This window comes from Pseudolysinimonas sp. (genome assembly GCF_057350545.1).
The window spans coordinates 31,892-45,849 of the sequence record NZ_JBMRCP010000097.1 but is presented as its reverse complement, the minus strand read 5'-3'; the positions used below and the strand labels follow the sequence as shown (position 1 = coordinate 45,849).

Below are 13,958 nucleotides of genomic sequence, written 5' to 3'. Positions count from 1 at the left end.
CTCCACGATGCCCGCGTCGCCGTTGAAGTCGTACTCCCAGACGTGGTCGAGGATCTGCGCCTTCGACAGCACGCGGTTGGGGTTGAGCATGAGGTAGCGCAGCAGCTTGAACTCGGTCGGGCTCAGCTCGACCTGCTCGTCGCCGACGGTGACCTCGTGCGTGTCCTGGTCCATCGTGAGTTCGCCGGCGCGGATGATCGCATCCTCTTCGTCGTGCATCGTGCGGCGCAGGATCGCCTTGAGCCGCGCGACGATCTCGTCGAGCGAGAACGGCTTCGTGACGTAGTCGTCGCCGCCGACGGTGAGGCCGGTGATCTTGTCGTCGGTGTCGTCTTTCGCGGTGAGGAACAGGATCGGCGCGGTGTAGCCGGATGCGCGCAGCCGCTTGGTGACGCCGAAGCCGTTCATGTCGGGGAGCATGACGTCGAGGATGATCAGGTCGGGCTCCTCCTCGAGTACCGCCGAGATCGCCTGCGCCCCGTTGCCGACGGCGCGCACCGCGAAGCCGGCGAAGCGCAGGCTCGTCGTCAGCAGGTCGCGGATGTTCGGCTCGTCGTCGACGATCAGGATGCGGGGGCCGTCACTCATGGTCCCAGTTTCTGCGCGTCTGCTGAACCTTTCCTGGGAGCCTCCATCGACCGCCTCTGTTGCGCACGTGCTCGCGTCTGGTAACCTCCGACAAATGTGAACTCAGGTTCACAAATATGAATCAGTCGTCAACCCAGGAGGCACCGTGAGAATCCGTTCGTCCATCGCATTCGCGGCGAGTGCCGCGCTGCTCGTCGGCCTCGCCGCGTGCAGCCCGGCTGATTCGTCGCCGCCCGCCGCCGAGTCGTGCACCGGCACGCCCGTCGCCGGAGGCACCCTCGTGGCCGGCAAGCAGAACGAGACGCTCTCGCTCAGCCCGTACTCGACGCCCGGCGGCTTCGGCGACACCGAGGCGATCAACATGATCTTCGAAACCCTCGTGCGCATGGACCCGACGGGTGCCACGCAGGACATCGTCGGCGGGGTGGCTGACGAGTGGGAGGTGGCGGAAGACGGACTCTCGTACACGTTCCACATCCGCGAGGGTGCGGCGTTCTCGAACGGCCGAGCGATCACGCCGGCGGACGTGCAGTACACGCTCGACAACTGGTCCGACCCCGAGGTGAGCGCGTGGGCCTCGTTCGCGCGCGGCTACGCGGGCACCACGATCGTCGACGACTCGACCGTGCGCATCGAGATGTCGGAGCCCATCGGCGGATTCCTCTACTCTCTGGCCATGGTGACCGCCGGCATCCTCCCGGGGGAAGAGGTCGAGGCCGCGGGCGACGCGTTCTTCGAAGACCCGATCTCGAGCGGACCCTTCGTGCTCGACGAGTGGGTCAAGGGATCGTCGATCAGCTTCACGAAGAACCCCGAGTACTGGGGCGCCGATGACGTGCTGCTCGACGGCGTCGAGTTCCGCTTCATCACCGACGGCAACTCGCGCACCCTCGCGCTGCGCTCGGGCGACGTGCAACTCGTCGACATCGTGCCGTGGTCGCAGGTCGAGGCGCTCGGCGCCGAGTCGTCGATCGAGATCAAGTCGTCGGAGATCCCGTCGTGGATCCTGCTGTCGATGAACAACCAGGAAGGTCCGTTCGCCGACCAGAACGTGCGCCAGGCGCTCTCGCTCGCGATCGACCGCGAGGCCGTCAACGAGCAGATCTACTTCGGCCTGGGCGAGCTGCCCAACAGCGCGCTGCCCCGACTCTCGCTCGACGCCGACGCGAGTGAGATCGCGCCGACGCCGTTCGACCTCGCCGCGGCGCAGGCCCTCATGGCCGAGTCGGACTACCCGGACGGGTTCGAGGCGACCCTCGAGTACCCGAGCGGCGACGCGGCCTTCGACAGCCTCGCGGTCGTGCTGCAGGCGGCGTGGGCCGACCTCGGCGTGACGATCGAGCTGCTGCCGGAGGACCAGGCCACCCTGAGCAAGAACTTCACGGGCGGCACGTACGACCTCATGCTGCCGTACTCGTTCGCGGCGAGCGACGTGCCGATCCCCGACGAGTTCGCGAGCTTCTACGCGGTGCAGGGCGGCACCAACGGGTTCTTCACCTGGTGGAACGACCCGGAGATCGAGGCGCAGACGCTCGAGTTCATCGGCAGCGTCGACGAGGCGGAGCGCGCCGAGCTGTGGCCCGCCATCCAGGAGGCCATCCTCGAGGCGCAGCCCGCGATCAACGTGCTCAACCTCCCGCTGCTCGCGGGCATCGGGTCGGGCGTGTGCGGGTTCGCCAACAACCCGATCGGGCAGAGCACCTTCACGTCGGCCTGGCTCGCGGGATAGGTCAGCGCCGTCTCGTGATCTTCACCGCATCACTCCTGGGGAGGTAGGGGCATGGTCCTCTACCTCCTCAGGAGGCTCCTCCTCAGCGTCGGCCAGCTGCTCGTGCTGGCCGTGCTGGTGTTCCTCATCCTCCAGGCCGTGCCGGGCGACCCGGTGCGCACGATGCTCGGTGAGCGCGCCGCTCCCGAGTACGTCGAGTCGGTGCGCGAGAGTCTCGGCCTGAACGAGCCCGTGATCGTGCAGCTCGGCATGTACCTCGGCAGGATCGTCACGGGCGACCTGGGTGATTCGGTCACCTTCGGGCAGCCGATCGCGTCGCTCATCGCCTCGCGCATCGAGCCGAGCGCGTTCCTCATCACCTACGGCCTGTTGCTCGCCCTCGTCTTCGGATTCGTGCTCGGCATCTACGCCGCCATCCGTTCGGGCCGCATCGCGGACTTCACGATCCGCATCCTCGCGACCGCGATCTTCGCGATGCCCGCCTTCTGGGTCGGCCTCGTGCTCGCCCTCGTGCTCGGCATCCAGTTCGGGCTCTTCCCCGTCTCGGGCTACGAGCGCGGCTTCCTCGGCGGGCTGCGCACCCTCACGCTGCCGGCGATCGCCCTCGGCCTCTCGCTCATCGCGGTCGTGACCCGGTCGCTGCGCTCGAGCATGACGCGCGTGCTCGGCACCGAGTACATCGAGGCGGCGCGCGCCCGCGGGTTCTCCGAGGGCCGCGTCATCCGACGTCACGCCCTCCGCAACGCGGTGACCCCGGTGATCTCGATCATCGCGGTGGTCATCGGCTACCTCGTCGGCGGCACCGCCGTGCTCGAGCAGGTGTTCAACGTGCCGGGCGTGGGCTCGCTCCTCGTGCAGGCCGTCGAGCGGCGCGACTACCCGGTCGTGCAGGTGCTCGCGCTGCTCGCGGGCAGCGTCGTCGTCCTCGCCGGCCTCGTCGCCGACCTGCTGCAGGCGGCGCTCGACCCCCGTGTCAGGAGCGCGATCCGTCATGGCTGAGCTGTCCTTCTTCACCCGCCGTGCCGTGCGCGCCGGCCGCACCTGGAACGGCTGGAGCGTCGAGTCGCGCATCGGCGTCGCGATCCTCACCGTCGTCGTCATCGCGGCGATCGTCGGGCCGTGGCTCTCGCCGTGGGATCCGAACGCCCCCGAGGTGCGCGCGTCGCTGCAGCCGCCGTCGCTCGCGCACTGGATGGGCACCGACTCGGCGGGACGCGATGTGCTCACCCGATCGCTCGTCGGCACCCAGATCTCGCTCGTGACGAGCGCCGCGGTGATCGGCGCCGCGCTCATGATCGGCACGCTGCTGGGCTCGATCGTCGCCTATGTCGGCGGGTGGCTCGACGCCGCGGTGTCGCGCGTGATCGACACCGCGATCGCGATCCCGTTCCTCGTCGTCGTGCTCGCGACGGTCGCGATCCTCGGGGTCGGCACCGTGAGCGTCGCGATCGGCATGGTCGTCGTCGGCTGGGCCGTCTACGCCCGCATCGCACGCGCCGAGGTGCTCGCGCTGCGGGAGCACGAGTTCATCATGGCCACCCGGTCGCTCGGTTACGGGTCGCTGCGCATCCTCGTGCGGCACGTCATCCCGAACATCTTCCGGCCGGGTCTGACCTTCGCGACGATGGATGTCGTGGCCGCGATGGTCGTGCTCGCCGCGATGTCCTACCTCGGCTTCGGCGCGCAACCGCCGACCGCCGACCTCGGCTCGATCATCGCCGGCGGGCAGCCGTTCCTGCTCACGGCGTGGTGGATCACGACGCTGCCGGCCCTCATCCTCATCGTCCTGGGCGTCGCCGTGGGGATGATCGACGACGGCTTCTCGAGCCGTCGGAAGACGGAGGCGGCCGCATGACCGGCACCGCACCCCTGCTCGCGATCGACGACCTGCGGATCGGGTTCGGCGCGAATCGGGCCGACACCACGGCGACCGTACGCGGGGTCGACCTCGACATCCGCCCCGGCGAGATCGTGGGCCTCGTCGGCGAGTCGGGCTCCGGCAAGAGCCTCACCTGTCGCGCGATCCTCAACCTGCTGCCCGATCGCGGGCACGTGCTGTCGGGGAGCGTCACGTTCGAGGGGCGCGACGTGTTCGCCCTCGGCCGCGACGAGCTGCTCGCCTTCCGGTCGTCCGAAGTCGGCATGATCTTCCAGGACCCGTTCTCGTCGCTCAACCCGACCCGGCGGATCGGCTCCCAGATGGTCGAGGCGTTGCGCGTCACGTCGCAGCTCACGCGGGCGGAGGCGACGGCCCGCGCGGTCGCGGCGCTCGAGGAGGTCGACATCCCGGATCCCGCGCAGAAGCTGCGGTTGTACCCGCACGAGCTCAGCGGCGGGATGCGGCAACGGGTCATGCTCTCGATGGCGCTCGGGTCGAACCCCCGCCTGCTCATCGCGGACGAGCCGACGACGGCGCTCGACACGACGACGCAGGCGCAGATCCTCCGGCTGCTGCGACGGGTGCGCGACGAACGCGGCACGTCGATCCTGCTCGTCTCGCACGACTTCGGTGTGATCGCCGAGATGTGCGACCGGGTCGCGGTCATGTACGGCGGGTTCGTCGTCGAGTCGGGTCCGGTCGCGGAGGTCTACCGCCGACCGCAGCATCCCTACACCCGGGCGCTCATCGCGTCGGTGCCGACGCTCGAGGTGCCCGAGCGGGGCTACCGCCGACCGACCATTCCCGGGCCACCGCTCGGCACGGTGGCGTACGCGGGCGGCTGCCCGTTCGCGCCGCGCTGCCCGCTCGCCCGCCCCGAGTGCACGGAGGTGTCGATGGAGCTGCTGCCCGCGGGCGCCGCGCACACGACGGCGTGCCCGTTCACGGTCGGAGGCGTCGCGCATGGCTGAGTCGGACGCCGTGCTGTCGGTGCGCGGCCTCACGAAGACCTACCCGCGCGGCGGGTTCGCCGGGCGCCGCGATCCGCTCGTCGCGGTCGACGACGTGTCGTTCGAGCTCGGACACGGTGAGATCGTCGGCATCGCGGGCGAGTCGGGCAGCGGCAAGTCGACGACCGTGAAGTGCGTCGCGCGGCTCGTCGACGCGGATGCCGGCGAGGTGCTGCTCGACGGGCAGGACCTCATGACCCTCGGGCGTGCCGCGCTGCGGAGGGCCCGCCGGCATCTCCAGGTGGTCTTCCAGGATCCGTACTCGTCGCTCAACCCACGACTCCAGGTCGGCGCGGCGATCCGCGAGGCGGGCGTCGTACACGGCATCCCGGGCGCCCGCGACGTGGGGTTCGTCACCGAGCTGCTCGACCAGGTGCGACTGCCGGCGTCGTACGCCTCGCGGCTGCCGCGCGACCTCAGCGGAGGGCAGCGGCAGCGGGTCGCGATCGCGCGCGCCCTCGCCTCCCGCCCCCGTGTCGTCATCGCCGACGAGGCGGTGAGCGCCCTCGACGTGTCGGTGCAGACCGAGATCGTCAACCTCTTCCTCGATCTGCGCGACCACACCGGCATCTCGGTGATCTTCGTGTCGCACCAGCTGCCCGTGCTGTCGGCGCTCGCCGACCGGCTCATCGTCATGAAGGGCGGGCGCATCGTCGAGACGGGGGAGACCCGCGAGGTGCTCGCGAACCCACGCGACCCGTACACGAGGCTGCTGCTCGACGCCTACCCCGATCCGACCGGGGCCCTGCGCGCGCGGGGGCTCGCCGATGACTGAGCAGGGTCGCGTCGTGCGCCTCGGGGTGTGGGGCGCCGGCGGGATGGGGGAGCGCGTCGTACGGGCGGCTGCGGCGCTGCCGGGGGTCGAGGTCACGGCGGTGCTCGATCGCGACCCGGCCCGCGCCGAGGCGGTGGCGCGTGCGGTGGGCGCCGCGGCATCCGTCTCGCTCGCCGCGGCCGCGGACGCCGGGCTCGACGCCGTCTACATCGGGCTGCCGAACTCGGCCCACCGCGACGCCTGCCTCGAGGCCGCGGCGCTCGGGCTGCACGTGCTCGTCGACAAGCCGCTCACGACCGACCTCGCCGACGCCGACGAGGTGCTGCGCGCGGCAGGCGAGACGTCGGCGTTCTGGATGATGGGCTTCAGCACGCGCTTCCGCGGGGAGTGGCGTCGCGCGCGCGAGCTCGTGCGCGACGGCGCGCTCGGCGAGGTCTACCTCGTCACCGACACCGTGATCGAGGCCTACCGGGTCACCCCCGGCTGGTACTGGGACCGCGCAGCAGGCGGCGGCACCCTCCAGCTGCAGAGCCACCACGTCTTCGACCGCTGGGAGTGGTTGCTCGGCGCCGACATCGCCGAGCTCTCGGCCCGTGTCGCGCGCCCCGCCGCACTCGCGGGCGGTGACACCGAGATCGCCGTCGCGCTGCAGGCGCGGCTCGGCGCGACGACGCTCGGGATGTCGACGATGTCGTTCGGTCTCGGCTACGACGCCGCGCCCCACCTCTCCCTCGTCGTGCAGGGCACCCGCGGGATGATCGAGGTCGACACGATGGCCCGGTACCTGCGGGTGTCGACCGCGGACGGCGTCGTCGAGGAGTCGTTCGTCGACGACGACTGGCTCGCGCGCGAACTCGAGCACTTCGTCGCGGGCATCCGGGGTGAGATGCTCGATCAGCCGACGCTCGCCGTCGGGCACCGCGCCGTCGTGCTCGCCGGGGCGGCCGAGAGATCCGCCGCGACGGGGCGCTGGGTCGAGACCGGGAGGACATCCACGTCGTGACCCACCGTCTCCGCGCCGAGCGCGCCGCCATCCTCCCCGCCCCCGGCTGGGCGCTCGTGCTCGGCGACAACGACGCGTCGCTGCACGACCTCCACTTCTACGTCTGGGTCGTCACCGATGGCGAGACCGTGGGGCTCATCGACGCGGGGCTGCCGCTCGACCCGCGCGACACCGCGGCGCTCGGTGCGACGAACGCGGCGTTCGGCGACGACGTGGGGTTCCGCGAGGTGCGCACGCTTCCCGAGATCCTCGCCGACCTCGGCATCGCACCGGCCGACGTCTCGTTCGTTGCGATCACGCAGACCGTGACGTACCACACGGGCGGGATCGACGCGGAGCTGCTGCCGAACGCGACCTTCTACCTCGCGCGCGCCGGAGTGCTCGAGTTGCTGGTCGACCCGCCCGGGCATCCGGCTCCCGAGTTCTACTTCACGGCGCCGGCGTGGGCGAGCCTGCGCGCCCTCGCGATCGAGGGGCGGCTACGGCTCGTCGCCGACGAGGAGCAGATCGTGCCGGGCGTCGTGTTCGAGGTGACCGGCGGGCACCACCCGGGCTCGGCGGCGGTGCTCGTCGAGACGGCCGGCGGGGTCGTCGCGGTGCTCGAGACGGCGTTCGTGAACCGCAATCTCGAGACCGGGTCGCCGATCGGAATCGCCGAGGATGCCGCCGCCGCGCGCCGCGCGATGGCCCGGATGGCGGACCGCGCCGACGTCGTCGTGGCCATCCACGACCCCGGGAACGCCCAGGAATACGGGGGTCATCAACTCTAGTTTCGCCAGTGTGAACTCTTGTTTACAGGTGAGAAACGTCTCGCTAGAGTGGGCGCACCCCAATCCCGACCCAGGAGGTCAAGGTGTTCAGCAGGAGACCACTCACTGCGGCACTCGCCGCAGTCACCGCCGTCGGCGTGCTGGCAGCATGCACCGCATCACCCGACAGCACCCCCGACGGCGAGCAGCCCAGCGGCACGCTCACGATCGCGCACTGGGATTTCCTCGCGCCCGCCTACGGCGAGGCGATGCAGGACATCATCAAGGAATACGAGGAGTACAACCCGAACGCGACGATCGAGACGGTCGGCATCGTGCGGGCCGACTACGAGACGAAGCTCAAGATCCAGTTCTCGTCGGGCGGTGGCCCGGACATCTTCACGATGGCCGACACCTTCTACCCCGAGCTCGCCGCGGCCGGGAAGCTCCTGCCGCTCGACGGCATCCTGACCGACGAGGTCGTGGAGACGCTCAACTCGACGAACGATGCCGTCGTGCGCGACGGTGAGCGCCTCGCGGTCACCTGGCAGGTCGCGCCCTACGCGTTCCTGTGGAACACCGACATCCTCGAGCAGGCCGGCGTCGAGCCGCCCACCACGCCCGAGGAGCTGCTCGAGGCCGCCGTCGCCATCAAGGAGACCACGGGCATCACGGGCTTCGCGGTGCGTCACCGCCTCGCGGAGGAGACCCCGTGGTGGATCGACTTCAACAACTGGATCGTCGGCTTCGGCGGAGCCTGGGCCGAGGACGGTCAGCTGACCATCGACAGCCCGGAGAACGTCGCCGCCGTCGAGTTCTACAAGGAGATGTACGACTCGGGTGCCTTCGCCGTCGGCGACGACGCCTCGACCTTCCGCACGAAGTTCAGCGAAGGTCGACTGGCGATGATGATCGACGCCACCGGCGCCCCTCCCGCGATGGTGAGCGAGACGGTACCGTCGACCTCCATGATGGCCTCGCCGCTGCCGTTCCCCGAGCTCGCGACGAGCCAGGTCGGCATCTACTTCGGCATCAACTCGAGCACCGAGAACCAGGCCCTCGCGGGTGACTTCATGAACTGGTTCCTCTCGCCCGAGACCCAGCAGAAGATCTCGGAGGTCATCGGCAACACGTCCACGGTCGCGACCACGACCGAGCTGCCCGGCGGCTTCCTCGACGAGAACCCGTGGGCCGCGGCCTACCGCGAGAACGGCGCGTACACGCACTCCGCCGTGATCCCCGGGTTCGAGTCGGTCACGCCCCAGATCCGCCACGTGGTTCTGGGCTGGATCGAGAAGGTGCTCCTCGAGGATCTCGATCCTCAGGAGGCCCTCACGAACGCGGCGAACGAGCTGCGCTGATCCATCCGGGAGGAGGGCCGTGCGGGCGGCGCACGGTCCTCCTCCCTCCACGTCCACCGATCGAAAGGGATTGAGCGAGTGACCACGACGGTCCAGGTCGACGCCCCCCGGCGACGTCGGCGCACGACATCCCTCGCCCCCTACCTCTTCGTCGGCGCGGCGGCCCTCTACCTGCTGCTGTTCACCGCGATCCCCGTCGTGCGGGGGCTGTGGTTCAGCTTCACCGACGCCGTGCTGCTCAACCCCAATGGCGGACGGTTCGTCGGCGTCGAGAACTACGGCGAGCTGCTCACCGAGGCACGCTTCTGGGGCTCCGTCGGCACGACGCTGCTCTACACGGCCGCGACCGTCGTCGGCTCGATCGTGCTCGGCACGGTCGCCGCGGTCGCGATCAACGAGGGCATCCGCGGCCGCGCGATCTTCCGCGCGCTGCTCACCATCCCGTGGGCGGTGCCCTCGGTCTCGGTCGTGCTCGTCTTCATCTGGATCTACAACGTCGAGAGCGGCGTCGCGAACGCCGGCCTGCGGGCACTCGGGATCGGCGAGCAGGGCTGGCTCATCGACCCCGCGCTCGGACTGCTGTCGGTCTCGGTCGCGAGCATCTGGAAGGTCTTCCCGTTCGTGATGCTCGTCGTGCTCGCCGCGCTGCAGAGCGTGCCCGCCGAGCTGCGCGAGGCCGCGCGGGTCGACGGCGCGGATGCGTTCAACGTCTTCAAGTCGGCCGTCGTGCCGCACGTCATCCCGACGATCCGGGTCGTCGCGCTGCTCATGACCATCTGGTCGATCCGACGCTTCGAGATCATCTACCTGCTCACCGGCGGCGGGCCGATCGACGCGACGAACACGATCGTCATCAGCGTCTACCGCGAGGCATTCCAGAACTCCGACCTCGGGCGGGCGGCGGCCATCGGCATCCTCGGCCTGTGCCTGTCGATGGTCGTGACCGTCGTCTACTTCCTGGTCGATCGCCGCGAGGCCCGGAAGGAGGCGCTGTGATCCGCCGCATCGTCGGCCGCGTGCTGCGCTACGTCGTCGTCATCGTCGTCGTGGTGATCGCCGCGTTCCCCGTCTACTGGATGCTCAACACCGCGCTCACCCCGCGCGGCGAGCTCTTCACGGGGCAGCCGCTCGTGCCCGACTTCACCCGCATCGGGGAGCTCTTCGCGGTCTTCACGAGCGACGTGCCGATCCTCACCTGGCTCACCAACAGCGCGCTCGTCGCGGTGGGCACGACCCTCGCGAGTCTCGCGATGGCGGTGCTCGCGGGCTACGGGCTCTCGCGCTACCGGTTCCACGGTCGCGGCGTGCTCGGCTTCGCGCTGTTCGCGACGCAGATGCTGCCCGAGGCGCTGCTCATCGTGCCGCTCTACGCGCTCTTCGCGACGCTCGGACTGCTCAACGGACTCGGCGGCCTCGTGCTCGCCAACACGGCGTTCGTCATGCCCGTCGCGGTCTGGATCGTGAAGGCCGCGATGGATGCCGTGCCGTACGAGATCGAGGAGGCGGCGCGCGTCGACGGCTGCCCGCGGTTCGTCATCCTGCTGCGCATCATGATCCCGCTCACGGCCCCGTCGATCGCGGCCGCCGCCGTGCTGCTGTTCTTCGACGGCTGGAACGAGTACCTCTTCGCGACGACCTTCATCCAGGACCGCGAGCTCTGGACCGCATCCGTCGGCCTGTCGTCGTTCATCGGCGAATTCATCACGCCGCTCTCGACCGTATTCTCCGCCGCGATCGTCTTCACGATCCCCGCGATCGTGTTCTTCCTTCTCGTCCAACGTCAGATCGTGAGCGGCCTCACGGCCGGCTCCGTCAAGGGATAAGCCATGCCAGCTCTGACCTTCTCGCACCTCTCCAAGCGCTTCGGCGGCTCCGAGGTCATCCGCGACTTCACCGCCGAGATCCCCGACAAGGAGTTCCTCGTGCTGCTCGGCCCCTCGGGCTGCGGCAAGTCGACGATGCTCCGGATGATCGCGGGCCTCATCTCGATCGACGACGGCGACCTGCTGTTCGACGGGGAACGGGTCAACGACCTCGATCCGAAGCGCCGCGACATCGCCTTCGTGTTCCAGTCCTACGCCCTCTACCCGCACCTCTCGGTGCGCGCGAACATCGCCTTCCCGCTGCTGATGTCGCGTTTCCACTGGTGGCACCACATCCCGGGCATCGACGTGATCATGCGGTTCCGCGCGATGCGCGACCCCGAGGTCGCCGGTCGCGTCGCGGAGATCGCCGAGATGATGGAGCTCACCCCCCTGCTCGACCGTCGACCGAAGAGCCTCTCCGGCGGTCAGCGGCAGCGTGTCGCGCTCGCGCGAGCGCTCGTCCGAGACCCCGCGGTCTACCTCCTCGACGAGCCGCTCTCGAATCTGGATGCCAAGCTGCGTTCGCAGATGCGGGTCGAGATCTCCGCGCTCTACGAGCGGGTCGGCAAGAGCTTCGTCTACGTCACCCACGACCAGGTCGAGGCGATGACGATGGGCACGCGCATCATCCTCATGGACGCCGGCGTGATCCAGCAGCAGGGGACACCGAAGGAGATCTACGACCGCCCGGCGAACACGTTCGTGGCCCGGTTCATCGGGTCGCCTGCGATGAATCTCATGCCGGCCACCCTCGACGCCGCGGGCGTGCACCTCGCACACGGGGGCGCGCTCGCCGTCGACGGCGCCGCGCGGCCGGACGCGGACGACGTGCTGCTCGGCGTCCGCGCGGAGCGGCTCCGCATCGCGCCGCGCGGCAGCGGCGACCTCCCGGCTCGCGTGCGCGTCGTCGAGCGGCTCGGGGCGGAGACGATCGTGGGCTTCCACCTCGGCGACGCCGAGCCGGGCACGCTGGGTGCCGCGGCGGCGCGCGACGTCTACTACGCGCGCATCCCCGGCGAGGTCGATGTGGTGCTCGGCGACCTCGTCGACGTCTCCGTCGATCTCGTGAACGCGTCCTGGTTCGACCGCGAGTCGGGCGACCGCCTCGCGACGCGCGCAGAGCTCGCCGTCGTCTCATGACCGGGCTCCTCTTGCGTGGCGGCGACGTGCTCGACGCACGTCGCCGAGTGCTCGAGCGCCGCGACCTCCGCGTCGAGGACGGACGGGTCTCGGCGGCGTCCCCGACGACGGGCGACACGATCGTCGACGTCTCGGGACTCGTCGTCGCACCGGGGCTCGTCGACCTGCACACGCACCTGTTCGTCGGGCAGGACCTCGGCGTCGACCCGGATGTGGTCGGCCCGCCCTCGGGCACGACGACCTTCGTCGACGCGGGGAGCGCGGGCGGGCACGTCTTCGGCGCCTTCCGCCGGGCGACGCTCGACCGCACCCACCTCCGGATACGCGCGTTCGTCAATATCTCCTCGATCGGCACGACGAGTATCCTCCTGCGCGGCGAGCTCAAGTCGCCCGAGTACGCCGATGTCGACGTCGCGGTTGACGCGATCGAGGCTCACCGCGACGTCGTCGTGGGCGTCAAGGTGCGCGCCTCGGCCGACGTCGGCGGAGAGCACGTCCGCGAGGCGCTGCGCCGAGCCCGTGCGGTGGCCGACCGAGTCGGGTTGCCGCTCATGGTGCACCTCGGACCCGCACCCGCGACGCTCGACGAGATCCTCGACCTGCTCGGGCCCGGCGACATCCTCACCCACGCGTTCTCCGACTGGCCGGGCAACGCCATGATCGCCGACGGCGTCGTGCGTCCCTCCGTGCTGGCGGCGCGCGAGCGCGGCGTGTTGCTCGACGTGGGTCACGGGATGTCCGGTTTCGATGCGGCCGTCGGACGCGCGATGGTGGAGGCGGGGCAGCCGCCGGACTCGATCAGCACCGACCTGCACACCTACTCCGAGTCGCGTGTGACCGATCTGCCGACGGTGCTGTCGAAGTTCCTCGCCTTCGGGATGGATCTCCCCGACGCGCTCGTGCGCGCGACGCTCGCGCCGGCCCGCGCCGTCGGCCTCGACGCCGCGGGCGTCGGCACGCTCGACCCCGGCGCCCCGGGCGACGTCGCCGTCCTACGCGTCGTCGACGGCGCCGTGACGCTCGGGATGCCCGGCACGCCCGGCGTCGTCGACGCGGCCGGCCGCCTCACCTGCGTGCTCACCGTGGCGAGTGGCGCTGTCGTGCACGATCCGGAGGGCCGCGCGTGAGCCGCACGGTCGTGGTGAGCGGCGGAGGCAGCGGGATCGGCCGCGCCTGCGCCGCCTGGTTCGCTGCCCGCGGCGACGAGGTCTGGGTCGTCGGACGTCGCTCCGAGCCCCTCGAGACGACCCGCGCGGCCCTGGGCGGCAGGGTGCACGCTGTCGCCGCCGACCTCGCCACTTCGGAGGGCGCGCAGGCGGTGCGCGACGCGCTCGGCGAGAGGGTCGTGGACGTCGTCGTCCCCGCCGCCGGCGGAACGCCGGCGACCGTGCCGGTCGAGCTGACCGACGTCGCGCGCGACTGGGAGGCCGACCTCCGAGCGAATCTGCTCACGGCGGTGCTGCTCGTCGAGGCCGTGCGGCCTCTGCTGGCCCGGCCCGGCGGCCGGATCGTCGGTATCGGGTCGATCGGCGCTCAGTTGGGAAGCGGCTACGGCGGGTCCTACGGCGCCGCGAAGGCCGCTCTGCACGCGTGGGTGTTCTGGCTTGCGGCGCAACTCGGACCCGAGGGGATCACGGCCAACCTCGTACTCCCCGGTTATGTGCCCGAGACCGAGTTCTTCGGCGCGCGTCGCGACGCCGACTTCGACGCGGTGCGCATCGAGCGCTCTCTCGTCAAGCGCGCCGGAACGCCCGAGGAGGTTGCCGAGGCGGTCGGCTTTCTCGCGGCGCCGGGCGCGGGATACATCACCGGGCAGCTGCTCGGGGTCAACGGAGGGATGGTGCTGGGACGATGAGCAC

14 protein-coding genes are annotated in these 13,958 nt (G+C 70.4%); 13 read left to right on the top strand and 1 reads right to left on the bottom strand.

What is annotated here, in order from left to right; translation table 11 throughout:
* The coding region (locus ACO1X9_RS13560) for a response regulator transcription factor (protein ID WP_486351374.1) at positions 1 to 588 on the bottom strand (588 nt) is incomplete at its 3' end.
* 145 nt (positions 589 to 733) lie between these two features.
* On the opposite strand from ACO1X9_RS13560, the gene ACO1X9_RS13555 reads away from it, so the two are divergent.
* The 13 genes from ACO1X9_RS13555 to ACO1X9_RS13495 all read left to right on the top strand — a co-directional run bounded on the left by ACO1X9_RS13555 (position 734) and on the right by ACO1X9_RS13495 (position 13,954).
* Positions 734 to 2,317, top strand: a complete 1,584-nt coding sequence (locus ACO1X9_RS13555; protein WP_486351373.1) for an ABC transporter substrate-binding protein — start codon at positions 734 to 736, stop codon at positions 2,315 to 2,317.
* Positions 2,318 to 2,368: 51 nt separating this feature from the next.
* Entirely contained in the window at positions 2,369 to 3,316 is a 948-nt protein-coding gene (locus tag ACO1X9_RS13550; protein ID WP_486351372.1) for an ABC transporter permease, read from the top strand.
* Entirely contained in the window at positions 3,309 to 4,172 is an 864-nt protein-coding gene (locus ACO1X9_RS13545; RefSeq protein ID WP_486351371.1) for an ABC transporter permease, read from the top strand. The genes ACO1X9_RS13550 and ACO1X9_RS13545 overlap by 8 nt, the downstream gene beginning before the upstream one ends.
* Positions 4,169 to 5,167: an ABC transporter ATP-binding protein gene (locus tag ACO1X9_RS13540; RefSeq protein ID WP_486351370.1), complete on the top strand. Its 999-nt coding sequence runs from the start codon at positions 4,169 to 4,171 to the stop codon at positions 5,165 to 5,167. Before ACO1X9_RS13545 ends, ACO1X9_RS13540 begins: the two co-directional genes overlap by 4 nt.
* Positions 5,160 to 5,981 (top strand): ABC transporter ATP-binding protein, encoded by an 822-nt coding sequence (locus ACO1X9_RS13535; protein WP_486351369.1) that lies wholly within the window; start codon positions 5,160 to 5,162, stop codon positions 5,979 to 5,981. The genes ACO1X9_RS13540 and ACO1X9_RS13535 overlap by 8 nt, the downstream gene beginning before the upstream one ends.
* Positions 5,974 to 6,984 (top strand): Gfo/Idh/MocA family protein, encoded by a 1,011-nt coding sequence (locus tag ACO1X9_RS13530; protein WP_486351368.1) that lies wholly within the window; start codon positions 5,974 to 5,976, stop codon positions 6,982 to 6,984. Before ACO1X9_RS13535 ends, ACO1X9_RS13530 begins: the two co-directional genes overlap by 8 nt.
* Positions 6,981 to 7,754: an MBL fold metallo-hydrolase gene (locus ACO1X9_RS13525; protein WP_486351367.1), complete on the top strand. Its 774-nt coding sequence runs from the start codon at positions 6,981 to 6,983 to the stop codon at positions 7,752 to 7,754. Before ACO1X9_RS13530 ends, ACO1X9_RS13525 begins: the two co-directional genes overlap by 4 nt.
* Before the next feature lie 83 nt (positions 7,755 to 7,837).
* Positions 7,838 to 9,094 (top strand): ABC transporter substrate-binding protein, encoded by a 1,257-nt coding sequence (locus tag ACO1X9_RS13520; RefSeq protein ID WP_486351366.1) that lies wholly within the window; start codon positions 7,838 to 7,840, stop codon positions 9,092 to 9,094.
* A gap of 78 nt (positions 9,095 to 9,172) precedes the next feature.
* The gene (locus ACO1X9_RS13515) at positions 9,173 to 10,090 is read left to right on the top strand and encodes a carbohydrate ABC transporter permease (RefSeq protein ID WP_486351365.1); all 918 of its coding nucleotides are present in this window, start codon (positions 9,173 to 9,175) and stop codon (positions 10,088 to 10,090) included.
* Positions 10,087 to 10,917 carry a carbohydrate ABC transporter permease gene (locus tag ACO1X9_RS13510; protein ID WP_486351364.1) on the top strand — a complete coding sequence of 277 codons (831 nt, stop codon included), beginning with the start codon at positions 10,087 to 10,089 and terminating at the stop codon, positions 10,915 to 10,917. Before ACO1X9_RS13515 ends, ACO1X9_RS13510 begins: the two co-directional genes overlap by 4 nt.
* 3 nt (positions 10,918 to 10,920) lie before the next feature.
* A complete protein-coding gene (locus tag ACO1X9_RS13505) occupies positions 10,921 to 12,099 on the top strand; it encodes an ABC transporter ATP-binding protein (RefSeq protein WP_486351363.1) in 1,179 nt (392 codons plus the stop codon).
* The gene (locus ACO1X9_RS13500) at positions 12,096 to 13,226 is read left to right on the top strand and encodes an amidohydrolase family protein (RefSeq protein WP_486351362.1); all 1,131 of its coding nucleotides are present in this window, start codon (positions 12,096 to 12,098) and stop codon (positions 13,224 to 13,226) included. Before ACO1X9_RS13505 ends, ACO1X9_RS13500 begins: the two co-directional genes overlap by 4 nt.
* The gene (locus ACO1X9_RS13495; protein WP_486351361.1) at positions 13,223 to 13,954 is read left to right on the top strand and encodes an SDR family NAD(P)-dependent oxidoreductase; all 732 of its coding nucleotides are present in this window, start codon (positions 13,223 to 13,225) and stop codon (positions 13,952 to 13,954) included. Before ACO1X9_RS13500 ends, ACO1X9_RS13495 begins: the two co-directional genes overlap by 4 nt.
* Positions 13,955 to 13,958 lie beyond the last annotated feature (4 nt).

Coding starts and splice junctions, on each gene's coding strand:
- ACO1X9_RS13550 (WP_486351372.1), top strand. CDS start 2,369: ATGGTCCTCTACCTCCTCAGGAGGCTCCTCCTCAGCGTCGGCCAGCTG.
- ACO1X9_RS13545 (WP_486351371.1), top strand. CDS start 3,309: ATGGCTGAGCTGTCCTTCTTCACCCGCCGTGCCGTGCGCGCCGGCCGC.
- ACO1X9_RS13540 (WP_486351370.1), top strand. CDS start 4,169: ATGACCGGCACCGCACCCCTGCTCGCGATCGACGACCTGCGGATCGGG.
- ACO1X9_RS13535 (WP_486351369.1), top strand. CDS start 5,160: ATGGCTGAGTCGGACGCCGTGCTGTCGGTGCGCGGCCTCACGAAGACC.
- ACO1X9_RS13530 (WP_486351368.1), top strand. CDS start 5,974: ATGACTGAGCAGGGTCGCGTCGTGCGCCTCGGGGTGTGGGGCGCCGGC.
- ACO1X9_RS13505 (WP_486351363.1), top strand. CDS start 10,921: ATGCCAGCTCTGACCTTCTCGCACCTCTCCAAGCGCTTCGGCGGCTCC.
- ACO1X9_RS13500 (WP_486351362.1), top strand. CDS start 12,096: ATGACCGGGCTCCTCTTGCGTGGCGGCGACGTGCTCGACGCACGTCGC.